We start from the raw sequence: 22,812 nt of genomic DNA, 5'->3' as shown, positions 1-22,812 counted from the left end.
GTTCAAGGAAGAGACCATGATTGAAACCGAAGTCCTCGTCATCGGCAGCGGCCCGGCCGGCGCCTCGGCCGCGCTGTTTCTCGCCCGCCACGGTATCCAGACCTTGGTGGTGACCAAATACCCCTGGCTGGCCGACACCCCACGCGCGCACATCATGAACCAGCGCACCATGGAGATCCTCGACGACGCCGGAGTGGTCGAGGAAGCACTGCGCGATGCCGTGCCCAATCACCTGATTGGTGACAGCATCCTCTGCGAGTCGCTGACCGGACGCGAGATCGGACGCATCCGCTCCTGGGGCGCGGCCCCCGAGCGTCTGTCGGAATACCGCCTCACCAGCCCCCACGAAATCTGCGATATCCCGCAGAATTTCCTGGAGCCGGTGCTGGTGGCCAACGCGGTCAAGGCCGGGGCGAAAATCCGTTTCAGCAGCGAGTTCCTCTCGCTCGAGCAGGACGAGGAGGGCGTCACGGCCCAGGTGCTCGACCACCTGACCGGCGAGCAGTTCGCCATTCGCGCCAAGTACCTGATCGGTGCCGATGGCGGCCGCAGTCGTGTGGCCGAAGCCATCGGGCTACCGATGTCCGGCGAGATGGGCCTGGCCGGCAGCATCAACATCCTGTTCAAGGCCGACCTCAGCCGCTACGTCGCCCACCGCCCCAGCGCCCTTTTCTGGATGCTCAACCCGGAAGCCCGTATCGGCGGGCTGGGGGTCGGCCTGCTGCGCATGGTGCGCCCGTGGAATGAATGGCTGTGCGTCTGGAGCTACGACATCAACCAGCCGGCCCCGCGCCTGGGCAATGCCGAAGCGGCGGACATCATTCGCAAGGTCCTGGGGACCGACGATGTCGAGCCGGACATCAGCTCGATTTCCACCTGGACCGTCAACCGCGCCTATGCCACCGAGTACGCCAGCGGGCGGGTGTTCTGTGCCGGCGACTCGGTGCACCGGCATCCACCGAACAACGGCCTGGGCTCGAACACCTCGATCCAGGACGCCTACAACCTGGCCTGGAAGCTTGCTTACGTGCTCAAGGGCATCGCCGCTCCACGCCTGCTTCACAGCTACAGTGATGAGCGTGCGCCGATCGGCCGCCAGATCGTCACCCGGGCGATCCGCAGCATCGGTCAGACCCGTGAGCTGCTGGCGGTGCTCGAGCCGGACGGCCAGCAGGGGCAGTTGGACCTGCAGGCGGTATTCGCTGACGACGTCGGCGGTGCTCAGGTCCGTGAGCGGCTGGCCCAGGCCATCTGGCAGAAGAACTACGAGTTCAACTGTCTCGGCGTCGAAAGCAATCTGCGTTATCGCTCCGCCGCCATCCTCGAAGCGGCCGACGCGCCGCCCGAACCGCTCGACGAGCTGGCGGGCGCCTACCATTCGCAGGTGGTCGCCGGCGCACGCTTCCCCCATGCCTGGGTGACGCGTCGGGGCGAGCGCGTGTCGACCCTGGCCCTGCTGGGCAAGGGCCGCTTCACCCTGATTGCCGGCAGTCAGGCAGGTGCCTGGGTCGAGGCGGCGGGCGAGCTGGCCCGAGCGCGCGGCATACCCCTGCACGGGCTGCGCCTGAGCGCAGCCGACGGCTTCGACGATATCTACTTCGACCTGCGTAACCGCGTGGGCTTCACCGACACCGACCTGGCCCTGGTCCGCCCGGACGGCCATGTCGCCTGGGCTGCCAAGGCCGAAGGGACGCCGCGCCAGGTACTGGCGCAGGTGCTCGAGCAACTCCTGCCCACGGCGCGCACCCACAGCACTCACGAACACCTGCACAAGGAGCTTGCATGAAACTGTTCAGTCAACCCCGCCTGGCCGTCGTCTCCGGATCGAGCAAAGGCATCGGCCTGGCCATTGCCGAGGCACTGTATGCCGAAGGCGTCAACGTGATCATCAATGGCCGTGACGCCGATGCCGTGCATACCGCCATTGCCGGCCTTCGCCAACGCGTCGGCGAGCACCAGGCCGAACTGATCCCGTTCGTTGCGGACCTCAGTCGTGCCGATGCGGTGCAGCGCCTGCACCAGGCGCATCCTCAGGTCGACATCGTGGTCAACAACCTGGGGGTGTACGGAGCCGCCGAGTTCGACGAGATCAGCGACGAGCAATGGCAGGAGATCTTCGACATCAACGTGCTAAGCGGAGTGCGTCTGTCGCGTCAGTACCTGGCCGGCATGAAGCAGCGCAACTGGGGGCGGATCGTGTTCATCAGCAGTGAAAGCGCCATCCAGATTCCCAGGGAAATGATCCACTATGGCATGACCAAGACCGCCCAGCTGGCCATTGCCCGCGGCCTGGCCGAGACCTGCGCCGCCACCGGTGTCACGGTCAACTCCGTGCTGCCCGGACCGACCCTGACCGACGGTGTGCGCGATTTCGTCCAGGGCCTGGGCGGCGGCAACCTGGAAGCCTTCACCGAGGAATACTTCCGCACCCTGCGCCCCAGCTCGCTGATCCAGCGCTTCCAGGAGCCGGCCGAGATCGGCTCGGCGGTGGCCTTCGTCTGCAGCGAGCAGGCCGCCTCGATCAATGGATCCGCCCTGCGCGTGGACGGTGGTGTGGTACGCGCCTGCTTCTGATCGCGCTCCCGTCGCAGCTCTCGAATCAAGGAACAACCCGCATGTCCAAGAATGCTTCGCGTATTTCCCGGCGCTCGCTGCTCAAGGCCAGCGCCGCCGGTGCCGCCGTCTCCTCCCTGGGCATGGCCGCCAGCGCCCGGGCGGCCACGCCACAATCCCCGCAGTGGCACGAGGAGTTCGATGTCATCGTCGTCGGCAGTGGTGCCGCCGGTGTCAGCGCCGCACTGTTTGCCCATGAGGCCGGTGCCAAGGTCGTGGTGCTGGAGAAAGCTCCGTTCTTCGGTGGCACCTCGGCCAAGTCGGGCGGCGCCTACTGGATTCCCGACAACTTCCACATGAAGGCCAAGGGACTTGCGGACAGCGAGGCCGCCTGCCTGGCCTACATGGCCCGCTACAGCTACCCCCAGCTGTTCAACCCGGATCATCCCACCCTGGGCATCCCGCAAGCCACGTATGAGCTGATGCGCACCTTCTATCGCGAAGCGTCGCCGACCATCGACAAGCTCGCGCAGATGAATGCGCTGCAGTCGATGCGTTACTCGATCTTCCCGGACGATGTGCCTGACCAGCCCGACTACGGTGACGTCATCGCCGGCTCGGTTGGCCTGCGCGGCCGGGCGCTGGGGCCGAAGCAGCCGGACAACAGTCTCGGCCTGGGAGCGGAGCTCATGCGCCAACTGCGTGGCGCGCTCGACAGCCGCGCAATCCCGGTGCGCCTGGCCAGCAGCGCCGAACGCCTGCTGACCAACGCCCGTGGCGAAGTCATTGGCCTGCAGGTGTCCACCCTGGACGACAACGACGAGCCACGCCAGGTGCTGCTGCGTGCGCGCCGAGGGGTCGTCTTCGGTACGGGCGGCTATACCGCCAACCGCCAGTTGCGCGCCCAGTATCAGGTCAACCCGGTGTTCGGTGGCTGCGGCATCCCCACCTGCACGGGCGATTTCATCCGCATCGGCGGTGCCATCGGTGCACAGCTGGGCAACATGGGTGGCGCCTGGCGTGCCCAGACCCTGCTCGAGGAAGCCATCGCCTTCCCCAGCGTACCTCGGGAAATCTGGGTACCGCCAGGCGACAGCATGATCCTGGTCAACCGCTACGGGCGTCGCGTGGTCAACGAGAAGCGCAACTACCATGACCGCTCGAAGGTTCATTTCACCTGGGACCCAAGCACCGCCAGTTATCCCAACCTGCTGATGTTCATGGTCTACGACCAGCGCACGGCCGACCTGTTTGCCGGTCATCCCCCCATTCCGGCGCCGGGTACCACCGAGCGTTATGTGCTGCGCGGCGAGACTTTCGCCGAGCTGGCCAAGGCCCTCGATGAACGCCTGGCCTCGCTGGCCAGTCACACTGGTGGCTTGCGCCTGGACCCGGGCTTCGCCACGCAGATGAAGGAGACCTTGGCGCGTTTCAACCGCTTCGCCGAGAGCGGCAGCGACGAGGACCACCAGCGCGGCAAGTTCGCCTACGACCGCGACTACATGTATTTCTACCCCAGCCCCCCGCGCAAGGACCCGCGCCACCCGGCCAACGAAAAGGAAAACTTCACCATGTTTCCGCTGGCGGGCAAGGGGCCGTACTACGCGATCATCATGTGCCCGGTGACGCTGGATACCAATGGCGGTCCGGTGATCGACAGCCATGGCCGTGTGCTCGGCTACGATGACCAGCCCATCCCTGGCCTGTATGGTGCCGGCAACTGCATCGCCAGCCCCGCCCACGATACCTACTGGGCGGCGGGGGCGACCCTTGGCACGGCCATGACGTTCGGTCGCCTGGCCGGCGACCACGCGGCCCGCGAACCGATCAGGGAGGCATGAATGGACGGCATCGGCGTTTGCGCGCGGCGTTGGCGCGTGGCATGGCTGTGTGCACTGGTGACGTCTGCCTCGCCGGTGCTGGCCGACGAGGTGCCGAGTTTCAGGAAGACTATCCAGCCCATGCTCGACACCTATTGCGTGTCTTGCCATCTGCAGGGTTCGGCCCCGGAAGATCTGGTGTTGCAGCGCGGTAGCGCCTATCGGCAGCTGGTGGGCATCGCTTCGGTACAAAGCACGCTCAAGCGTGTCGTGCCCGGCGATCCGCAGGCCAGCTATCTGCTGCACAAACTCACAGGCGACCAGTTGTCGGTGGGGGGCAAGGGTGTGGCGATGCCTTTCGGCCAGGCGCAAGCCGACACCCAGCTGATCCAGGCCGTGCAGGCCTGGATCGCCAGTGGCGCACCGAACAACTGAGAGCGCTGGCGCTCATGGACAGCCTGGGCGTGCCTCATCGCGGGGCCAGCCCAGGCTGCTGGCATCATGAGCGCATGGGCGGCAGTTCGCGTTCGAAAGGCAGATCCGGGCCTGCCCGTGAGCAGGTGATCGCGGCGGCATGGATCGCGTAGGCGAGGATTGCATCAATGGTGTCATGGGGGAGCTTCGCCACACCGGCCGGGCTGTCTGCACCGAGGCGAGCCAGGTGGGCGAGCACGGCGGCTTGGAAGGTGTCACCGGCGCCAACGGTGTCGTGTACCGGCAATGAGGTATCCGCCGGGCGCTGCCATGAACCCTGTGCGCAATGCACACTGGCACCGTCAGCACCGTGAGTGACAAAAACCAACCGGCAGCGTTCGTTAAGCCAGCCTCGCGCCACATCACGAGTCTCCCGCCCCGGATAGAGCAAGGCGATGTCTTCCTCACTGGCCTTGATCACATGCGCATGGCCGGCAAAAGCCTCCACCTGCCGCCGCCACAGCGCTACATCCGGCTGCGGATCAAGCCGCACATTCGGATCCAGGCTGATCAGCCGCCGGTCCCGCTCGCGCTCTACCAGCGTCATCAGGGTATCGGCCACGGGCTTCACCACCAGGGTGTAGGAGCCCACATGCAACCCCCGCACACGCTCATCCAGCTCCGGCAGATGCGCCAGGGTCACCTGCCGGTCCGCACAGCCTTCACCGCGAAACTGATACTGCGCCGAGCCATTGGCATCCAGCCCGACCATGGCCAGGGTGGTCGGCGCATCGCTGGTCACCACGTAGCGGCAGTCCACCCGTTCCTCGTCCAGCACCCGGCGTAGCCGGGCACCGAGGTAGTCGCTGGACAACCCGCCAAACAACGCCGACGCCACGCCCAACCGGCGCAGGCCGACGGCCACGTTGAACGGCGATCCGCCGGCAATCGCGGTAAACCCCAGCTCGCTGCTGCGGCTGCTGTTTTCCACGCTGAAGACATCGAACAGGGCCTCGCCACACACCAGGTACATGCAGTTCTCCAGAACGAAAGATTAGGGAAGGATACCCGCACTCAGCGTGCAGGCAGTTGCTCCCGATAGCGTTGATAGGCGGCCTCGTACTCGGCCTGTTGCGCCGGGCGGGGCAGGGTTCGGGTGCTTTCGTCGAGGGCGACGCAGCGTTTGCACAGGGTTTCGAGGCTGTCGCCCTGGCCCAGTTGGCGACCGAGGCTCCAGGCGGCCTGGATCGCGGCGCCCAGGGCGGCGGCTTCGGTCTGTTGGGGGCATACCACCGGCAGGCCGAGCAGGTCGGCCAGTGTCTGGCGCCACAGCGGGCTTTTCGCCGCGCCGCCGACCAGGCGGATTTCGCTGTCTTGCAGGCCGCTGGTACGTAGCAGGTCGAGGCCGTAACGCAGGCTGAAGCAGGTGCCTTCGAGCACGGCGCGGCAGAGGTTGGCGCGGGTCAGGTTGGCGCTGGTCATGCCGTGCAGGCTGGCCGTTGCTTCGGGCAAGGCGGGCACGCGCTCGCCGTTGAAGAAGGGCAGCATCAGCAGGCCGTCGGCGCCGATCGGGGCTTGGGTGGCGAGGGCGGTGAAACGGTCGAGGTCGAGCTCCAGCAGGTCGCGCACCAGGGCGCAGGCGCTGGTGAGGTTCATGGTGCAGATCAACGGCAGCCAGCCGCCGCTGGAGGCGCAGAAGGTCGCGACTTCGCCCTGGGCGCTGACGTGGGGCTGGTCGGCGTAGGCGGCCAGGGTGCCGGAGGTGCCGAGGCTCAGGGTGATCATGCCGGGGGCGATATTGCCGGTGCCGATGGCGCCGAGCATGTTGTCGCCGCCGCCCGTGGCCACCCAGGTCTGTGGGCTCAGGCCGAGTGCAGTGGCGATCTGTTCGCGCAGGGTGCCGATGCAATCGCCGGATTCGACCAACTCAGGCAGCGCCGCCAAAAGACGCTCGCCCGGCTCGATGTGCTGAAGGACATCGGGCGCCCAGGTCCGTCGGCGCACATCGTAGTAGCCGGTGCCGGAGGCGTCGCCGGGCTCCGTGCAGGCACGACCGGTCAGCCAGTAATTCAGGTAGTCGTGGGGCAGCAGGACATGGGCGAGGCGGGCGAACAGCTCGGGGTGTTGGCGCTTGGTCCACAGTAATTTGGACAGGGTATAGCCCGGCGCGATCACCAACCCGAGGCGTTCGAGCGAGCCTTGGGCGCCGCCGAGGGCATCGAGCAGTGTCTGGTTCTCGGGCGCGCTCTCGGTGTCGCACCAGAGCTTGGCCGGGCGCAGCACCTGGCCCTGGGCGTCGAGCATCACCAGGCCGTGCTGCTGGCCGGACACCGCCAGTGCGCGGATCGCCTGGCCATCCACACGGGCTTCTCGCAAGGCAGCGGACACCGCCGCACGCAGGGCCTCCAGCCAGTCGGCGGGGGCCTGCTCGCGCCTGCCATCGCGGCCTTGGGGCGGCGCATGGGCGGCGCTGCCCAGGCCGAGCACCTGGCCGCTGCCGGCGTCCAGCACCAGGGCCTTGGTGCCCTGGGTGCCGCAGTCGATTCCGAGGAACAATCCGTCCATTTCGAAACACTCCGTGTCAGTCGCCGAGGACCTGGCGCAGGGTTTCATTCACGCCGATTTCGCGCAAGCTGTCGTACAGACGCTCGAAGGCGCTGACAAAAGCCTTGGACGCAGGGATGGCGCTACCGAAGATCGCCTCGTCGCCCAGTACCCGGGCGGCCAGGCCGTCGCGCTGCACCACCCGGGCCTGGCAGTCGGCGGCGCGGGGGTCGGGGATGCTGTAGCGGGTGCCGTGCTCGTCTTCGCCGCGCAGGTACAGGGCCCAGGCGGCCACCACCAGGGCCACGCGCTCCAGCGGCTTGCCGTCGGCGATCAGGCGGTTGGCGGTGGGCACGATGAACTTGGGGAACTTCGACGAGCCGTCGGAGCACACGCGCTCCAGCTGGTCGGCGATGGCGCGGTTGGCGAAGCGTTCGCCGAGGCTTTGCTTGTAGCGCTCAAGATCAATGCCGGGCACCGGGGCCAGTTGCGGGGTTACGTCCTGGTCCATGAAGGCGTGCATGTAGCGGCGCAGCAGCGGGTCGGCGAGGGTTTCGTGGACGAAGCGGTAACCCTGCAGGAAGCCCAGGTAGGTGAGGGCCAGGTGGCTGCCGTTGAGCAGCTTGATTTTCATTTCTTCATAGGGCGTGACGTCGCGGGTGAACTGCACGCCGACCTTTTCCCAGGCCGGGCGGCCGGCGACGAAGTTGTCTTCCACCACCCATTGCAAAAACGGCTCGCACACCACCGGCCAGGCATCGTCGACGCCGTGGCGCTCACGCAGTTGCTGGCGGTGGGCGGGGCTGGTCATCGGGGTGATACGGTCGACCATGGCGTTGGGGAAGCTGACGTGGGCGGCTATCCACTGGGCCAGGTCGGGATCGAGCCGCTGGGCGAAGGCCAGCAGGGCCTTGCGGGCGACGTCGCCGTTGTGCGGGAGGTTGTCACAGGACATCACGGTGAACGGGCCGGTGCCGGCTTCGCGGCGGCGGCGCAGGGCTTCGCAGAGGTAGCCGAAGACGCTTTGCGGGGTTTGTGGGTTGGCCAGGTCATGCTGGATCTGCGGCAGGTCGGCGCGGAACTCGCCGGTGCTGTCGTCGATGCAGTAGCCGCCTTCGGTGATGGTCAGCGAGACGATGCGGATGCCGGGTTCGGCCAGTTTGGCGAGCAGCGGTTCGGCGCCGTCCTCGGCCAGCAGCATGCCGTTGATGGCGGCGATTGCGCGTACCTTGGTGTCGGGCTGGTCGCCGAGTTCGAACAGGGTGTAGAGGTGGTCCTGGCCGGCCAGGGCGTCGCGCATGGCGCGGTCTTCGCCGCGCAAGCCGACGCCGCAGATGGCCCAGTCGAGGCCTTCGCCGCAGTTCATCAGGGCGTCGGTGTAGGCGGCCTGGTGGGCGCGGTGGAAGCCGCCGACGCCGATGTGGGCGATGCCCTGGCGTAGTTGGGTTGGGTCGTAGCTGGGGCGGGCGACGGAGGGGGGCAATTGGGTGAGGTTGGGGTGGTTCAATTTCATCCTGGAGCATCCCTTTGGAGGTCATGTGTGGATCGCGTGATGGCGGCGATGTGCCTGGCGGGAGCCTTGTGGCGTTCTTGAGATCGAGCGCCGCCCGCGCGGCGCATCGCGGCACAAGGCCGCTCCTACATCTGTTTCGGGCCAGTCAATCCTGCGCCATTGCCTGGTCCGCCTTGTTGGCTCGACGCGCTTTCAGCGTGGGCACCACTGCCGCTCCACCTGTCTCAAGGCATGCGCCAAGGCGGGCAGAGGTACCCTTACAGGACTCACTGGCCCGAAACAGATGTAGGAGCGGCCTTGTGCCGCGATGCGCCGCGCGGGCGGCGCTCGATCTCATAGGCGCCACAACCCTCTCGGCGAACACCTCAGGCCACCTGCCGCAATCGCTTGTCGATCGCCTGCCCATTGCTATCAAACAGATGGCAATGGCCCGGATCGAAGCTCAGTTCCAACCCCTCACCAAACCCCGGCGCAAAGTCCCCGCGCACCCGCACGGTAAGCATCTCCCCGGAGGCCGCGCGCACATGGCAATAACTGTCGCTGCCCAGTCGTTCGCTGACATCGGCAGTCACCTGCAACGAGCCCTGGGTACCTTGCCCGGCGCGATCAATGTTCAGATGCTCGGGGCGAATCCCCAGCGTCACCTGGCTGCCGGTATGCAACTCCCCCGCGCACAGCGGCAAGGCGATGCGAGCGCCGCACTCCAGCGCCACCTCGCACTGATTACCCTGGTTGCGACTCAGGTGCCCACGCAAAAAGCCCATCTTCGGTGTCCCCAGAAACCCCGCGACAAACAGATTGGCCGGATGGTGGTACAGCTCCAGCGGCGAGCCGACCTGCTCGATGCGCCCGCCGTTGAGCACCACCACCTTGTCGGCCAGGGTCATCGCCTCGACCTGGTCATGGGTCACGTAGATCATGGTCGCGGCCAGCTCCTGATGCAGCCGCGCCAGTTCCAGGCGCATCTGCACGCGCAGGGCGGCGTCGAGGTTGGACAGTGGCTCGTCGAACAGGAAGATCTTCGGGTTGCGCACGATCGCCCGGCCGATCGCCACCCGCTGGCGCTGGCCGCCGGAAAGCTGGCGGGGCTTGCGTTCGAGCAGCGGTTGCAGTTCGAGGATGCGCGCGGCGTTGTCGACCTTGGCGCTGACTTCCTGCTTGCCGACGCCGGCCAGGTCCAGGGCGAAGGACAGGTTCTTGCGCACGGTCATGTGCGGATACAGGGCGTAGGTCTGGAACACCATGGCCAGGTCGCGCTTGGCCGGGGCGGTGTCGGTGATGTCGGCGCCGTCGAGGGTGATGCTGCCGCTGCTGACCTCCTCGAGACCGGCGATCAGGCGCAGCAGGGTGGACTTGCCGCAGCCGGACGGGCCGACGAACACCACGAACTCGCGGTCGCGCACGTCCAGGTCAATGCCCTTGATGATGGCGTGGCCATCGAAGCCTTTGTGCAGGTTGCGGATTTTCAGGTCAGCCATGGGGGGTGTCCTTCAGGGGAGTGGGGTAAGGCCTTTGGGCATGTATGAAGGCTGCTGATGCTGGGACCGCTTCGCGGTCCTTTCGCGGCGCAAGGCCGCTCCTACAGGAGATCGCGCGCCCCTGTTGTAGGAGCGGCCTTGTGCCGCGAAAGGGCTGCAAAGCAGCCCCAGATAGCGGGATCATTTGACAGCCCCAAACGAAAGCCCGCGCACCAACTGCTTCTGGCTGATCCAGCCAAAGATCAGGATCGGCGCGCAGGCCAGGGTCGAGACGGCCGAGAGCTTGGCCCAGAACAGCCCTTCAGGGCTCGAATAGGAAGCCACCAGCGCCGTCAACGGCGCGGCGGCGGACGAGGTCAGGTTCAGCGACCAGAACGCCTCGTTCCAGCACAAAATCAGCGACAGCAGCAAGGTCGAAGCCAGCCCGCCGCGGGCAATCGGCAGCAGCACGCGGACGATCTCCTGCCAGGTGCCGGCGCCATCCAGCCGCGCGGCCTCGAGGATGTCCACGGGGATGTCCTTGAAGTAGGTGTACACCATCCACACCACGATCGGCAGGTTGATCAGGGTGTAGACGATGATCAGCGCCAGGCGCGAATCCAGCAGGCCGAACTGCTTGGCCAGCAGATAGATCGGCATCAACACGCCCACCGGCGGCAGCATCTTGGTCGACAGCATCCACAGCAGCGTGCGCTTGGTGTGGCGGGTCTCGAAGAAGGCCATCGAGTAGGCCGCAGGCACCGCGATCAGCATGCATAGCAAGGTGGCGGAGAACGAAATCAGCACCGAGTTCCAGGCGTAGGCGAAGTAGTCGCTGCGCTCGTTGATGTGCAGGTAGTTCTCCAGCGTCGGCGCAAAGATGAACTGCGGCGGCGTGGCGAAGGCGTCCAGCTCGGTCTTGAAGCTGGTCAGCAACATCCAGAAGATCGGGAAGAAGATCACCAGGGCGATGGCCCAGCACAGCAGGCCGAGCAGCGCGTTCTTCAGGGTGCGGGTTTGCTTGAGTGTCAGCATGGCGGGCTCCTCAGCTGCGCGCGGTGAGGTTCTTGCCGATCATGCGAACTAGCACGATGGCGGCGATATTGGCGATCAGCACGGCGATCAGGCCACCGGCCGAGGCCATGCCGACGTCGAACTGCAGCAGCGCCTGGTTGTAGATCAGGTAGGCGAGGTTGGTGGACGCGTATCCGGGGCCGCCGCTGGTGGTGGTGAAGATCTCGGCGAACACCGACAGCAGGAAGATGGTCTCGATCATCACCACCACGGCGATCGGCCGCGCCAGGTGCGGCAGGGTCAGGTGCCAGAAGATCGCCAAGGGGCCTGCGCCATCCAGGCGCGCAGCTTCCTTCTGTTCCTGGTCCAGCGACTGCATGGCGGTCATCAGAATCAGGATGGCGAACGGCAGCCACTGCCACGACACGATCAGGATGATCGACAGCAGCGGGTAGTGCGCCAGCCAGTCCACCGGTTGCGCGCCGAACAGGCGCCACACGGCGGCGAGGATGCCCGACACCGGGTGGAAGATCAGGTTCTTCCACAGCAGCGCGCTGACCGTGGGCATGATGAAGAACGGCGAGATCAGCAGCACCCGCACCACGCCGCGGCCCCAGAACTCGCCGGCCTCCAGCAGCGCGGCGATCAGCACGCCGAGCACCACGCTGATCGCCAGCACGCTGCCGACCAGGGTCAGGGTGTTGAGGGCGCCGGGCATGAAGCCGGCGTCGGTGACGAAGAAGGCGAAGTTCTCAAGGCCCACGAACTGGTTTTCGCCCGGGTACAGCAGGTTGTAGCGGATCAGCGAGAAATACAGGGTCATGCCCAGGGGCACGATCATCCACAACAGCAGCAGCGCCACCGAAGGGCTGACCAGGAACCAGCCGGGGCCGACGCGGCGTTTGCCGGGGCGCGCGGTGGCGAGGCTCGGGGTGTCGAGGGCCGAGGTATTCATGGCGACTCCGTGTGCTTCGGAAAGGGGCGGTCACCGCGCCGCAGGCTGGCGCGGTCTACGGCGGTGCGAGCTACTTGGGGTAACCGGCGCGTTTCATCTCGCGTTCGGTGGACTGCTGGGCCGAGGCCAGCACCTGGTCCACTTTCATCTGCCCGGTGAGCGCGGCGGCGAACAGCTTGCCGACCTGGGTGCCGATGGCCTGGAACTCGGGGATGGTCACCAGCTGGATGCCCACGTAAGGCACGGGCTTGAGGGTGGGGTGGTTGGGGTCGACGCGCTTGAGCGATTCCAGCGTGACCTTGGCGAACGGCGCGGCGGCCAGGTACGCGTCGCTGTAGGTCGAGGCGCGGGTGCCCGGTGGCACGTTGGCCACGCCTTCCTGCTCGGCCACCAGCTTGCCGTAGGCCTCGGAGGTGGCCCAGGTGGCGAAGGTCCTGGCGGCGTCCTTGGCCTTGGAGCTGGTGGGGATCGCCAGCGCCCAGGAATACAGCCAGGTGGCGCCCTTGTCGGTGACTTCCTTGGGCGCGAAGGTGAAGCCGACCTGGTCGGCGACCTTGCTCTGGGTCTTGTCGGTGACGAACGAGCCGGCGACGCTGGCATCGACCCACATCGCGCACTTGCCGCTGTTGAACAGCGCGAGGTTTTCGTTGAAGCCGTTGCTGGAGGCGCCGGGCGGGCCGTATTGCTTGAGGGTGTTCACATAGAAATTCAGCGCGTTCTTCCACTCGCTGCCGCTGAACTCGGGCTGCCATTGCTCATTGAACCAGCGCGCGCCGAAGGCGTTGGCCACGGTGCCGATCAGTGCCATGTTTTCGCCCCAACCGGCCTTGCCGCGCAGGCAGATGCCGTACTGGCCCTGGTCGGGGTGGTTGAGCTTGGCGGCGAACTCGCCGAGCTGGGTCCAGGTGGGTTGCTCGGGCATGCTCAGCCCGGCTTTTTCGAACAGGTCCTTGCGGTAGTAGGTGATCGAGGCTTCGGCGTAGAAGGGCAGGGCGTACAGCGTGCCGTTGGCCGACAGGCCGTTGCGCACCGAGGGGAATACATCCTCGAGGTTGTAGTCGGCGGGCAGGTCGGTCATTGGTGCCAGCCAGCCCTTGACGCCCCACAGCGCGGCTTCGTACATGCCGATGGTCAGCACGTCGAACTGGCCGCCCTGGGTGGCGATATCGGTGGTCAGGCGCTGACGCAGCACGTTCTCTTCGAGCACCACCCACTTGAGCTGGATGTCCGGGTGCTGCTGCTCGAACACCTTGGCCAGGCGCTGCATGCGGATCATGTCGTTGTTGTTGACCGTGGCGATGGTCAGGGTCTCGGCGGCCTGGACGTGCAGCGGCAGGCTGAGGCAGGCGGCGGCCAGGCAGGCCTTGATCGAGTCGTTCATCGGTGAACTCCCTCGGGGATGACGTTATTGTTTTTGTGTCGCTCGCTGCCGATTACACCCGCGTACGGCGATGCCGACAAAGCCTGGCCTGCACCAGGACTGATACTTTTTTGCTGTGCGCGCGCCCCCTGTAGGAGCGGCCTTGTGCCGCGAAAGGGCCGCGCAGCGGCCCCAGGATTTCAGCCTTGACGCATCAATCGCCGGGGCCGCTACGCGCCCCTTTCGCGGCACAAGGCCGCTCCTACAGGAGGTTGCGCACGGCGTTCAGCCCCGGTTCTGCTCGGTCAGCCGCTGGGTCACCAGGCTGCGGTAATCGGAGGGTGTCATGCCCTTGAGCTGCAAAAACCGCCGGTTGAAGTTCGACAGGTTGCTGAACCCCGACTCGAAGCACACCTCGGTCACCGGCAGCTCGCCCTTGGCCAGCAGCTCGCACGACTTGCTCACCCGCAGCCGGTTGACGAACTCGACAAAGCCGCGCCCGGCGGCCTGCTTGAAGAACCGCGAGAAGTACGTCGGCGTCATCCCCAGGTGCTCGGCCACCGCGTTCTGGCTCAGGTCCTGGGCGTAGTGCTGGAAGATGTAGTCCACCGCCCGGTTGATGCGCTCGACATTGTGCTCGTCGGCCAGCTGCGAGGAGGTGACGGTGGACAGCAGCTGGTAGTCGTCACAGGCGGCCAACTGCTCCATGAGGATAAAAAAGTATCCCAGGCGGGTCATGCCGCGGCTGTCGGCGATGCGTTGCAGCAGCTGGCGACTCTCCTGGATCAGCGCCGGGTCGCGGAACTCGATGCCATAGCGCGCCCGGGCCAGCAGCGGGGCAAGCTGGGTGAGCTCGGAGAACACCTGGCCGCCGTCCTCGAGCACCTCGTCGGTGAAGTTGACCAGCATGTCGCGCTTGCCCACCACTTCGTCGGGGCCGACCTGGCTGATCCAGTTGTGCGGCAGGTTGGGGCCGGTGAGAAACAGCGTGTCGGGGGCGAAGTTGCCGATGTAGTCGCCGATGAACACCTTGCCGGCGCTGGCGACGATCAGGTGCAGTTCGTATTCCTTGTGAAAGTGCCAGCGCACCAGCGGGCTGGGGAAGCCGTGCTGGCGGTAGATCAGCGAGGCGCCTTCGTGGTCGTCCATCAGCTCGTAGGACGGATCGGTGACTTTGCTCGGTCTGGGCATGGCGGTGGCTGGGCCTGGAGGGCGAGGTGTCATCGTAGCCTGAAGTGCTGGAGCAGGGCAGATGCTTGAAGCGGGTTCCACGCGATGCCGGCCAACGTGGCCCTTGTGGGAGAGGTGATGCGTCTATGCGACTTGCCCCGCGATGGGCCTTAGCCGACAACATCTGCAGAGAATATTGCAGGTCCTACAGCATTTCTTCCGTTGATTGTGTAGTCCTTTTCCTAAAGGCACCTTTTCCCCTCGGTAGCCCGTTGTAGTGGATTGGCGCTCGCTTTAGTCTCGGCCTGCTCGTCGCGCTTCACCCACCGGGGTTGACCGGGCCACTGGGCAGCTTACCGCGCAGGGATCGCGCGGTTTGGTCTGGCGGCTCCGAGGGATGAACCGCGACGGGCTCTTTCTTTTTCCAGGGGGCAAGGTCATGGACAAGGACGAACACGCAAAGGGCACCGCAGATCTGAAGATCGTCAGCCTGGCAGGCCGCACCAAGCGCTACTCGGTGCGTGACTGGGTACAGGCGATCCCGGGGTTGCCGACCGAGGACGTGCTGCAGGAAACAACGATCATCCTGGGCTGCATCACCGGGCTGACCTACCAGGCGTTGAGCCAGCCGAAAGACGCACAGACGCTGATGCGGGCGACGTACTACCTCAGCGGCATGGCCAAGGCGATGATCGATGGGCAGTTGCCGGTGAAGCGAGAGCAAGGCGACAGCTGAACTGTCGGCACCAAGGCAAGGGCCGCTTTCGAGCAATCGAGAGCGGCTTTTTTGTCGCTGATTTCGTCAGGCAGCATGGCCGAGGATGGCAGCACAGCAAGCCATATTCAGTTGCTCATGGGGCCAGAGTATCCGGGGCACGGCAAACCCGCTCGCACGTTGCGGGAGCGGGTTTGCTCCGGCGTCAGATGTAGATGAACACCAGCACCAGCGCCGCGACCACCGCCCACTTCTCCAGGTAGTAGCGGGTGCGGTTGCGCTTCTTCATCGCCTTGCCGCGCTCGCGGATCTTGTAGATGCGCGTGAACAGGCGGTTGATGCCGCCGGTCTTGTCGCTGGCATCGTTGGGCGCGGCGGCGGCGGCCATGACGTTGCGGCTGAACCAGCGGTTGAACGCCGCGGCCCAGCGGTACTTGAGCGGGCGCTCAACGTCGCAGAACAGGATGATGCGGTTGTGCTCGGTGGTGTTGGCGGCGTAGTGGATGTAGGTCTCGTCGAACACCACGCCCTCGCCGTCACGCCAGGAGTACTTTTCACCGTCCACGTCGATGTAGCAGCCATCGTCGTTGGGCGTGTCCAGGCCCAGGTGGTAGCGGTAGGAGCCGGCGTACGGGTCACGGTGGCGCACCAGCTTGGCGCCTGGCGGCAGGGTGGCGAACATCGCCGCCTTGACCGTGCCGATGCCGGCGAGCAGTTCGGTGGTGCGCGGGCACAGGGTCATCGCCGACGGGTGGCTCTCGCCGTACCATTTCAGGTAGAAGCGCTTCCAGCCGGTCTTGAAGAACGAGTTGAAACCGACGTCGTCGTAGTTGTCGGACTTCTTGATCTCGCCGGCCTGCAACAGCTGCTGGCCTTCCTTGCGGATCTCCTGCCAGTGGTCCTGCAGCACCTGCAGCTCGGGGAAGGCGCTGACCGGCAGGTACGGCTTGGCCGGATGCTTGGAGAACAGGTACAGGAAGGCGTTGACCGGGGCCAGGAAGCTGGAGTGATCGCCCAGCTGGCGGGTCAGCTTGTGACGAACCCGACCGCGCAGGTGAACATAGGCGATCGAGAGGACGAAGATCAGTACGAGTGCAATTTTCATGGACGTTTACTTGTCGAAAAATGGCCATGCGCCATGGCGTAAGCCCGCCAGCATAAACAATCGTGGCGCGGGTTTGTACTTATTGTTACGTCTTGTCTGGCCGACTTAGGTGCAATGGCTGACAGGTTGCGCAAACGATTCAACAGCTTGCGTCGCCGTTACGACTGGGTAAAGCACTACACTCGATGGCTTGAACCGCTGTCAGGGAGATTCACATGGTCCAGGATCCGCGCCCCAGCGGCGCGCCGTTCAAACGGCTGTTCTTCGCCTTGCCGGTCAGCGACCAACAATGCCGTGCCCTGGCGCAGTGGCGTCGAGGGCTGAACCTGCGCAGCGGCAAACCGGTGCCGGCGGAGAATTTCCACGTCACCTTGTTGTTCCTCGGTGACGTGGACGCCGAGCAGGTGCCGGCGATCTGCGCGGCGGTCGATCAGCTCAGGCGGCCGGTCGCACCGCCACGCTTGCTGCTCGACCGTCTGCAGGTCTGGCCGCGGGCCGCTGCGCTGGTGCTGGAGGCGCAGCAGGCGCCTGCGGCGCTGCTGCAACTGGTGTACGGCCTGCAGCAGGCGCTGTTGCCCCTGGGCGTGGAGGCGGCAAGCCGTGAGTATCGCCCGCACCTGACCCTGGCCAGGGACTTTCGCGGCCAGCCGCCAGAGGCCGGCACGGCGCCGGAATTCTTCCTTGCCGCCCGGCACTTCACGCTCTACGAGTCGCGCAAGGGCCGTTACTGGCCCTTGGCGCAATGGCCGTTGAGCGCCTGAGCGGCGATCAGAACTCAGGCGTGTACTTGACCGAGAACATCAGGTTGCGCGGCTCGCCGTAGTTGTTGCTGCCGTTGAGCTGGTTGAAGCCTGCCACCCAGTACTTCTTGTCGAACAGGTTGTAGGCGTTGACCGCCAGACTCACCTCCGGTGTCAGCTGGTAGGCCAGGCGGGCATTCCACACGGTGTAGCCGGGCACCTCATAGGTGCGCTCGTAACCCAGGGTGTGGCTCTGGCTGGTGAAGCCCAGCCCGGTGCTCCAGCGCTGGCCGTCCACGGGCAAGGTGTAGTCGGCCCAGGCGCGCAGCATGTGCTTGGGGGTCCATTGGCTGAATACGCGGCCTTCCTCTTCCGGATCGTCGAGGAACTTGGTGGTGTTGTAGGTGTAGCCGGCGAACAGTTGCAGGCCGCTGAGCACTTCGCCGCTGATCTCGGCTTCAATCCCCTGGCTGCGTACCTTGCCCGCCGCCTTGGAGCAGTACCAGTCGTCGCAGGCGAAGCCCGAGGCGACATCGGTGACGGCACGGTTTTTCTGGTCGTAGCGGAACACCGCCAGCGAGGCGTTGACGCGGCCATCGAGCAGTTCGCCTTTCAGGCCGGTTTCATAGTTGCTGCCCAGTACCGGTTTGAGCGCGGCGTTGCCCACGGCGCGTTCGGTCTGCGGAACGAAGACATCGGTATAGCTTGCGTACCAGGCCCATTCGCGGGTCAGGTCGTAGACGAATCCGGCATAGGGTGTGACTTGTCCGGTCTCGGTCATGCGGCTGGTGGGGTAGCGGTTGCCGGGGTCGGTCGGGCTGTTGAAGTCGATCGAATCCCAGCTGTAGTCGAACCAGCTGACCCGGCTGCCGAGTATCAGCGTCAGGTCCTCGACCGGCTTGACGCGCCAGGCGCCATACAGGCCCTTCTGGCGGATATCGTAGCTGGCGCGGTTGGCGCGCGCATTGCTGGAGGCGAGCAGGCCGTCGCGGCTAGGTTCCGGACGGTTGTGATCGATGTCGAAGATGCTGTCATCGGCATCGGCGGCGAAGTTCCGCCAGTAGGCATCGTCCGAGGTCAGCTTGGAGTAGTTGCCGCCGAGGGTCACCTCGTGGGCCACGGCACCGGTGTCGAAGTGCCCGACCAGGTTCATGTCCAGGCCCAGCTTGGTGTTGTGAAAGTCGGTGATCCAGTCGGCGTAGGTGATACCGGTGCCGTCGGGCGCCAGGCCTTGGCGGGTGCTCTGCACGCGCTGGTGGGTGGAGGTGTTGGTCTCGTCCATGCGCACGGCGGCGGCCTTGAACGTCCAGTCATCGTCGAAGCGGTGTTCGAGGTCGAGGTAGTAGGTGGTGACGTCGGTTTGCGCGCGGCTCCAGCGCGCGCCGGTGTAGGTCGAGCGGGGCAGGTCGATCGCCTTGCCGTTGGCGTAGCGGGGGAGACCGCGCAGCATTGGCCGCGACTGCTGGCGGTTGTAGCTGATGCCGGCGCCGACGGTGGTGTCGTCGTTCAGGTCGATATCCAGCGCGCCGTACAGGGAGTGCGACTTGCTCCAGGCATAGTCGATGAAGCTGTCGCTCTGGTCCTCGTCGGCGACCATCCGCCCGCGTACCCGGCCATCGGCGGTCAGCGGGCCGCCGGCATCCAGTTGCAGGCCATAGTGGTCCCAGGAACCGGCCTTGCCGGTGACGGTGACGGTCGGTGCGGCCTGGCCACGCTTGCGCACCAGGTTGATCGCCCCGCCCGGGCTGCCGGTGCCTTGCAGCAGGCCGGAGGCGCCGCGCAGGATTTCAACCCGGTCGAAGAACACCAGGTCCTGGGTCGCCCAGTTGCCCAGCGAGTAGTTGTTGCGCGGGATCGGCACGCCGTCGTACTGCCAGTCGTCGATCTGGAAGCCTCGCGAGGTCACCACCACGCCAGGGCCGATGCCCTGGGCGCCGACCAGGCCGGTGGTGTGGTTGAGCGCATCCTGCAGGTCGGTGATGCCCTGGTCGTACAGCTGCTTGCGGGTGATCACCGTCACCGACTGGGGGATCTCCTTGAGGGTGTGCACGCCCTTGCCCAGGGTCACCGCCCGCGCCGCGTAGGAGCCGCTGCCTTCGCTGGTGGCGTCCAGGTAGTTGTCGGTGATGCTGGTGCTGCCCAGCTCCAGCGCCTCACCGCCCTGGCTGGCGGGGGCCACGCTGAAGTGGCCGCTGCCGGTGATGCGCAATTGCAGGCCACTGCCGGCCAGCGCTGCCTGCATGGCTTGCTCGGCGCTCATCTGGCCGACCACCGCGGGGGCCTGCTTGCCGCGTACCAGCCCAGGTTCCAGGGCGATGATGGTGCCGCTCTGGCTGGCGATGCGGTTGAGGGTGGTTGCCAGGCTCGCGGCGGGCAGGTCGAACGACAGGGTCTGTGCCTGGGCGAACAGGCTGAAGCTGGTCAGGACGGCGGCAATGGGCCAGGGGTTGCGCACGGAAATCTCCCGGATGTTGTGAGTTGTCAGGAGATAGGTGGGCCGAGAAATGAAAACCGGACACCTTTGCGAATGATTTTCAAAAAAAGTTTCACGTAGCCGCTTTTGGGCCGATCAAGGTCAGCCAGGGGCCGAAGTGCTCGATGCTGACCGGCAGGGTTTCGGCCAGTGCCGAGAGGGCTTGTTGCGGCTGCTCGAGCGGGAACACGCCCTGTACCCGCAAGTCGCGCACCGCCGGGGCCAGGCGCATGTAGCCGCGCTGGTAGGGGCGCAGGGCGTCGACCACCACATGCAGCGGTTCGTCGAGCACTTCCAGGCGGCCCTCCACCCAGGCCGCGCGCTGTTGTTGCTCGCTGCCCAGCCGCTCGATGCCGTTGCTGCGCAGCAGCGCCGCCTGGCCTTGTTGCAGGTCTTGCCAGCGCCCGTCGGGCAGGCTCAGGCGCACGCTGTGTTCGAGTACCACCACGCGGGTGGCGGTGTCTTCCTGGCGGACCAGGAAGCGGGTGCCGAGGGCCTGCACCTGGCCCTGCGCGGTACGCACGCGCAACGGTCGTGCGGCGTCGGCGGCGACCTGGATGACCAGTTCGCCGTGGCGCAGCAGCACCAGGCGTTGGCGGGCATCGAAACGCAGGTCCACGGCGCTGGCGCTGTTGAGGCTCAGCCGGCTGCCGTCGGCCAGGGTGAAGCTGCGCCGCTCGCCGCTGGCGGTGTGCAGGTCGGCCAGCCAGCCCTGGGTGGCGTCGCTGCGCCAGCCGCCCCAGAGCGCCCCGCCGAGCAGGCCGAGGCTGGCCAGGGCGCCCAGCACTTCGCGACGTGAATGGCTCGGTTGCAGCAGCACCCGGCGCGCCTCGGCGGCCTGTCCGGGGGCCCGTTGCTCGAGGGCGCGCAGGGCTGCGCAAGGCCTGCCCAGGCGCTGTTGCAGCCGGTCCCAGGCCTGCCGGTGCGCCGGGTCCTGGCGCAGCCACTGCTCCAGTTGGCGCAACAGCGCATCGTCCGGCGCGCGGGCATTGAGCGCCACCATCCAGTCGATGGCCTGCTCGCCGATCGGGTCCAGGCTGCGGGCGCTCATGGTTGTACTTCGCACAGGTAGCATTGGCGCAGGGCCTGCTTCATGTAGCGGCTGACGGTGCGTTCGCAGATCTGCAGGCGGGCGGCGATCTCGACATAGCTCATGCCGTCGAGCTGGCTGTAGAGGAAAGCGGCCTTGACCATGGCGGGCAGGCCTTCCAGCACCTGGTCGATGGTCACCAGCGCTTCGATCAGCAGCAATTGCTCTTCGGCCGATGGGGCGACTTGTTCAGGCAATAGCGCCAGGCGCTCGAGGTAGGCCAGTTCCAGTTGACGGCGACGGTGGCGGTCGAAGATCAGCCGCCGGGCGATGGTCGACAGGTAGGCGCGAGGTTGCTGGATGCTGTCCGGATCGACCTGCGCGCCGAGCATCTGGCAGAACGCCTCGGCGGCGGTGTCCTCGGCGTCGGCACGGTTGCGCAGGCGTTTGTGGATGTGTTGGAGCAGCCAGCGATGGTGGTCGCTGAAGAAGAAGCCCAGCTTGCGGGTCGAGGTGCTGTCCAACGGTGGCTATCCAGTTGTGAGTGTGAATCGTTCTCAATGGTAGCCGGGAGGTTCATCGTCTCGCAATGGGGCATGTCACAACAATTCGCGCCGCTGCCTGCGCAGCGGCGCGCGCTGGCGCATCAGGCCGCAGCTTCCTGGCCCGCGAACAGGGTCAGCCCCAGTTGACGGGCTTGTGGCAGGAGGCTGGCGGGGGCTGCGCCTTCACTGTCGGTGAACAGGGTCGAACTGATGACCCGGGCACCGCAGTAGTCGAAGATACCGTGCTCGATCTGCACGCGCATGGCCTCGCCATAGCCATGGCGCTCGAAGGTGCCGGCGTCGGCGCCGGCCACGCCGACCAGGTGCGCGGTCATCCCGTGCAGCAGCTTGGTGGTGCTGCCGTCGGCGGCCTGGTCGAAGGCCCAGCCGTTGCTGAACACCCGCTCGACCCAGCCCTTGAGCAGGGCCGGCAGCGACCACCAGTAGATGGGGTAGACCATGACCACGGTGTCGGCCCGCTCGATGCGCGCCTGTTCGGCCAGTACATCGGCCGGTGGCTGGCCCAGGCGTCGATGCACGGCGTGGTCGGCCAGGCTGAAGCGTGGGTCGAAGCCTTCGCTGGCCAGGTCGGCGAACTCGCTGGTATGGCCGGCGGCGCGCAGGCCCTCGGCGACCTGCTGGGCGAGGGCGTGGGTGAGGGAGTCGGGGTCGTGGTGACCGATGACGATCAGGGCATGCATGGTGGAATCTCCAGAATCAGGATGCAGGGACACCGGGAGCGTTATATACTCAAGGTAAGTTACGCTTAGTAAGTTACTTTTGGTAGGTAAGCGATGTCAAGCGAGGAAAAGACCGCGCCGCGCAAACGCCTGTCCCGCGAGGAGCGCCGCCGTCAGTTGCTGGATGTGGCCTGGCGGCTGGTTCGTGAGGAGGGCACCGATGCCCTGAGCCTGGGGCGCCTGGCCGAGCAGGCCGGGGTGACCAAGCCGGTGGTGTACGACCATTTCGAGACCCGCAACGGCTTGTTGCTGGCGCTGTACCAGGAATACGACGCTCGCCAGACGGCCATGCTCGACAAGGCCCTGGCCGGCTGCCCGGCGAGCCTGCCGGAGCGGGCCTGGGTGATTGCCGAGGCCTATGTGGACTGTGTGGCGACTCAGGGTAGGGAGATCCCCGGGGTCAGCGCCGCGCTGGCCGGCTCGCCGGAGCTGGAGGCGCTCAAGCGTGGTTATGACGGGCCGTTCATGGATAAATGCCGTGAAGCGCTGCTGCCGTTCGCGCCGGGTGGCGATATCGGCGTGGCCGGGTTGTGGGTGCTGGTGGGGGCGGCGGATGCGCTGTCCCTGGCGGCGGCGGCCGGGGAGCTGACGGCAGAAGTGGCCAAGCGCGAGCTGCAGGCGACCATTGTGGCGATGGTTTTGCGCCAGTAATTTTGGGGAGCTC

At 66.1% G+C, this 22,812-nt stretch carries 20 protein-coding genes; 7 read left to right on the top strand and 13 right to left on the bottom strand.

Going from position 1 to position 22,812, the window contains the following annotated elements; translation table 11 throughout:
- Positions 1-16 precede the first annotated feature (16 nt).
- The 4 genes from LU671_RS24050 to LU671_RS24035 are packed head-to-tail and all read left to right on the top strand — an operon-like array spanning position 17 to position 4,808.
- On the top strand, positions 17-1,786 hold the full coding sequence (locus LU671_RS24050; protein WP_203647219.1) for an FAD-dependent oxidoreductase: 1,770 nt from the start codon (positions 17-19) through the stop codon (positions 1,784-1,786).
- On the top strand, positions 1,783-2,574 hold the full coding sequence (locus LU671_RS24045; RefSeq protein ID WP_203647217.1) for an SDR family NAD(P)-dependent oxidoreductase: 792 nt from the start codon (positions 1,783-1,785) through the stop codon (positions 2,572-2,574). Before LU671_RS24050 ends, LU671_RS24045 begins: the two co-directional genes overlap by 4 nt.
- 41 nt (positions 2,575-2,615) lie before the next feature.
- Positions 2,616-4,394, top strand: coding sequence for an FAD-dependent oxidoreductase (locus LU671_RS24040; protein WP_232857127.1), 1,779 nt, complete (start codon positions 2,616-2,618; stop codon positions 4,392-4,394).
- The gene (locus LU671_RS24035) at positions 4,395-4,808 is read left to right on the top strand and encodes a hypothetical protein (RefSeq protein ID WP_232857126.1); all 414 of its coding nucleotides are present in this window, start codon (positions 4,395-4,397) and stop codon (positions 4,806-4,808) included. It abuts the gene before it with no gap.
- A 64-nt stretch (positions 4,809-4,872) separates the two neighbouring features.
- Here LU671_RS24035 and LU671_RS24030 read toward each other — a convergent pair whose 3' ends face one another.
- The 8 genes from LU671_RS24030 to LU671_RS23995 form a co-directional block, all read right to left on the bottom strand.
- Positions 4,873-5,820, bottom strand: a complete 948-nt coding sequence (locus LU671_RS24030; RefSeq protein WP_232857125.1) for a carbohydrate kinase family protein — start codon at positions 5,818-5,820, stop codon at positions 4,873-4,875.
- 41 nt (positions 5,821-5,861) lie between these two features.
- Positions 5,862-7,352, bottom strand: coding sequence for a xylulokinase (gene xylB / locus LU671_RS24025; protein WP_232857124.1), 1,491 nt, complete (start codon positions 7,350-7,352; stop codon positions 5,862-5,864).
- 16 nt (positions 7,353-7,368) lie between these two features.
- Positions 7,369-8,844 carry a mannitol dehydrogenase family protein gene (locus LU671_RS24020; protein ID WP_232857123.1) on the bottom strand — a complete coding sequence of 492 codons (1,476 nt, stop codon included), beginning with the start codon at positions 8,842-8,844 and terminating at the stop codon, positions 7,369-7,371.
- A 365-nt stretch (positions 8,845-9,209) separates the two neighbouring features.
- A complete protein-coding gene (locus tag LU671_RS24015; protein WP_232857122.1) occupies positions 9,210-10,322 on the bottom strand; it encodes an ABC transporter ATP-binding protein in 1,113 nt (370 codons plus the stop codon).
- A 180-nt stretch (positions 10,323-10,502) separates the two neighbouring features.
- Positions 10,503-11,336 (bottom strand): carbohydrate ABC transporter permease, encoded by an 834-nt coding sequence (locus LU671_RS24010; protein ID WP_011533227.1) that lies wholly within the window; start codon positions 11,334-11,336, stop codon positions 10,503-10,505.
- Between the two features lie 10 nt (positions 11,337-11,346).
- A complete protein-coding gene (locus LU671_RS24005; protein WP_203647207.1) occupies positions 11,347-12,270 on the bottom strand; it encodes a carbohydrate ABC transporter permease in 924 nt (307 codons plus the stop codon).
- A 70-nt stretch (positions 12,271-12,340) separates the two neighbouring features.
- Positions 12,341-13,651, bottom strand: coding sequence for an ABC transporter substrate-binding protein (locus tag LU671_RS24000; RefSeq protein ID WP_203647206.1), 1,311 nt, complete (start codon positions 13,649-13,651; stop codon positions 12,341-12,343).
- 264 nt (positions 13,652-13,915) lie between these two features.
- Positions 13,916-14,821, bottom strand: coding sequence for an AraC family transcriptional regulator (locus LU671_RS23995; protein WP_232857120.1), 906 nt, complete (start codon positions 14,819-14,821; stop codon positions 13,916-13,918).
- Between the two features lie 418 nt (positions 14,822-15,239).
- Between LU671_RS23995 and LU671_RS23990 the strand changes: the two genes are divergently transcribed.
- A complete protein-coding gene (locus LU671_RS23990; RefSeq protein WP_203647204.1) occupies positions 15,240-15,536 on the top strand; it encodes a DUF3077 domain-containing protein in 297 nt (98 codons plus the stop codon).
- A 184-nt stretch (positions 15,537-15,720) separates the two neighbouring features.
- Here the strand turns inward: LU671_RS23990 and lpxO are convergent, their stop codons facing one another.
- Positions 15,721-16,620 (bottom strand): lipid A hydroxylase LpxO, encoded by a 900-nt coding sequence (gene lpxO, locus LU671_RS23985; RefSeq protein ID WP_028691801.1) that lies wholly within the window; start codon positions 16,618-16,620, stop codon positions 15,721-15,723.
- A 215-nt stretch (positions 16,621-16,835) separates the two neighbouring features.
- Here lpxO and thpR point away from each other — a divergent pair, with 215 nt between their 5' ends.
- Positions 16,836-17,381: an RNA 2',3'-cyclic phosphodiesterase gene (gene thpR, locus LU671_RS23980; RefSeq protein ID WP_232857119.1), complete on the top strand. Its 546-nt coding sequence runs from the start codon at positions 16,836-16,838 to the stop codon at positions 17,379-17,381.
- Between the two features lie 7 nt (positions 17,382-17,388).
- Here thpR and LU671_RS23975 read toward each other — a convergent pair whose 3' ends face one another.
- The 4 genes from LU671_RS23975 to LU671_RS23960 all read right to left on the bottom strand — a co-directional run bounded on the left by LU671_RS23975 (position 17,389) and on the right by LU671_RS23960 (position 22,109).
- Positions 17,389-19,815 carry a TonB-dependent siderophore receptor gene (locus LU671_RS23975; protein ID WP_232857118.1) on the bottom strand — a complete coding sequence of 809 codons (2,427 nt, stop codon included), beginning with the start codon at positions 19,813-19,815 and terminating at the stop codon, positions 17,389-17,391.
- A 91-nt stretch (positions 19,816-19,906) separates the two neighbouring features.
- Positions 19,907-20,884 carry a FecR family protein gene (locus LU671_RS23970; protein WP_203647202.1) on the bottom strand — a complete coding sequence of 326 codons (978 nt, stop codon included), beginning with the start codon at positions 20,882-20,884 and terminating at the stop codon, positions 19,907-19,909.
- Positions 20,881-21,387 carry a sigma-70 family RNA polymerase sigma factor gene (locus LU671_RS23965; protein ID WP_232857116.1) on the bottom strand — a complete coding sequence of 169 codons (507 nt, stop codon included), beginning with the start codon at positions 21,385-21,387 and terminating at the stop codon, positions 20,881-20,883. Before LU671_RS23965 ends, LU671_RS23970 begins: the two co-directional genes overlap by 4 nt.
- Before the next feature lie 122 nt (positions 21,388-21,509).
- Complete coding sequence (locus LU671_RS23960; protein ID WP_232857115.1) at positions 21,510-22,109, bottom strand: NAD(P)H-dependent oxidoreductase; 600 nt, start codon at positions 22,107-22,109, stop codon at positions 21,510-21,512.
- Between the two features lie 93 nt (positions 22,110-22,202).
- On the opposite strand from LU671_RS23960, the gene LU671_RS23955 reads away from it, so the two are divergent.
- Complete coding sequence (locus LU671_RS23955; protein WP_232857114.1) at positions 22,203-22,799, top strand: TetR/AcrR family transcriptional regulator; 597 nt, start codon at positions 22,203-22,205, stop codon at positions 22,797-22,799.
- The last annotated feature ends 13 nt before the right edge of the window (positions 22,800-22,812 follow it).

The sequence above is a fragment of the Pseudomonas sp. NMI760_13 genome (assembly GCF_021283245.1).
Taxonomy (GTDB): Bacteria; Pseudomonadota; Gammaproteobacteria; order Pseudomonadales; family Pseudomonadaceae; genus Aquipseudomonas; species Aquipseudomonas peradeniyensis.
The sequence above is the reverse complement of the archived record's forward strand: the minus strand, read 5'-3'. Positions and strand labels throughout refer to the sequence as shown.

Bases quoted from the DNA above. Each gene is read 5' to 3' on its own strand.
- LU671_RS24050 (WP_203647219.1), top strand. From the start codon at position 17: ATGATTGAAACCGAAGTCCTCGTCATCGGCAGCGGCCCGGCCGGCGCC.
- LU671_RS24045 (WP_203647217.1), top strand. From the start codon at position 1,783: ATGAAACTGTTCAGTCAACCCCGCCTGGCCGTCGTCTCCGGATCGAGC.
- LU671_RS24040 (WP_232857127.1), top strand. From the start codon at position 2,616: ATGTCCAAGAATGCTTCGCGTATTTCCCGGCGCTCGCTGCTCAAGGCC.
- LU671_RS24035 (WP_232857126.1), top strand. From the start codon at position 4,395: ATGGACGGCATCGGCGTTTGCGCGCGGCGTTGGCGCGTGGCATGGCTG.
- LU671_RS24030 (WP_232857125.1), bottom strand. From the start codon at position 5,820: ATGTACCTGGTGTGTGGCGAGGCCCTGTTCGATGTCTTCAGCGTGGAA.
- xylB (WP_232857124.1), bottom strand. From the start codon at position 7,352: ATGGACGGATTGTTCCTCGGAATCGACTGCGGCACCCAGGGCACCAAG.
- LU671_RS24020 (WP_232857123.1), bottom strand. From the start codon at position 8,844: ATGAAATTGAACCACCCCAACCTCACCCAATTGCCCCCCTCCGTCGCC.
- LU671_RS24015 (WP_232857122.1), bottom strand. From the start codon at position 10,322: ATGGCTGACCTGAAAATCCGCAACCTGCACAAAGGCTTCGATGGCCAC.
- LU671_RS24010 (WP_011533227.1), bottom strand. From the start codon at position 11,336: ATGCTGACACTCAAGCAAACCCGCACCCTGAAGAACGCGCTGCTCGGC.
- LU671_RS24005 (WP_203647207.1), bottom strand. From the start codon at position 12,270: ATGAATACCTCGGCCCTCGACACCCCGAGCCTCGCCACCGCGCGCCCC.
- LU671_RS24000 (WP_203647206.1), bottom strand. From the start codon at position 13,651: ATGAACGACTCGATCAAGGCCTGCCTGGCCGCCGCCTGCCTCAGCCTG.
- LU671_RS23995 (WP_232857120.1), bottom strand. From the start codon at position 14,821: ATGCCCAGACCGAGCAAAGTCACCGATCCGTCCTACGAGCTGATGGAC.
- LU671_RS23990 (WP_203647204.1), top strand. From the start codon at position 15,240: ATGGACAAGGACGAACACGCAAAGGGCACCGCAGATCTGAAGATCGTC.
- lpxO (WP_028691801.1), bottom strand. From the start codon at position 16,620: ATGAAAATTGCACTCGTACTGATCTTCGTCCTCTCGATCGCCTATGTT.
- thpR (WP_232857119.1), top strand. From the start codon at position 16,836: ATGGTCCAGGATCCGCGCCCCAGCGGCGCGCCGTTCAAACGGCTGTTC.
- LU671_RS23970 (WP_203647202.1), bottom strand. From the start codon at position 20,884: ATGAGCGCCCGCAGCCTGGACCCGATCGGCGAGCAGGCCATCGACTGG.
- LU671_RS23960 (WP_232857115.1), bottom strand. From the start codon at position 22,109: ATGCATGCCCTGATCGTCATCGGTCACCACGACCCCGACTCCCTCACC.
- LU671_RS23955 (WP_232857114.1), top strand. From the start codon at position 22,203: ATGTCAAGCGAGGAAAAGACCGCGCCGCGCAAACGCCTGTCCCGCGAG.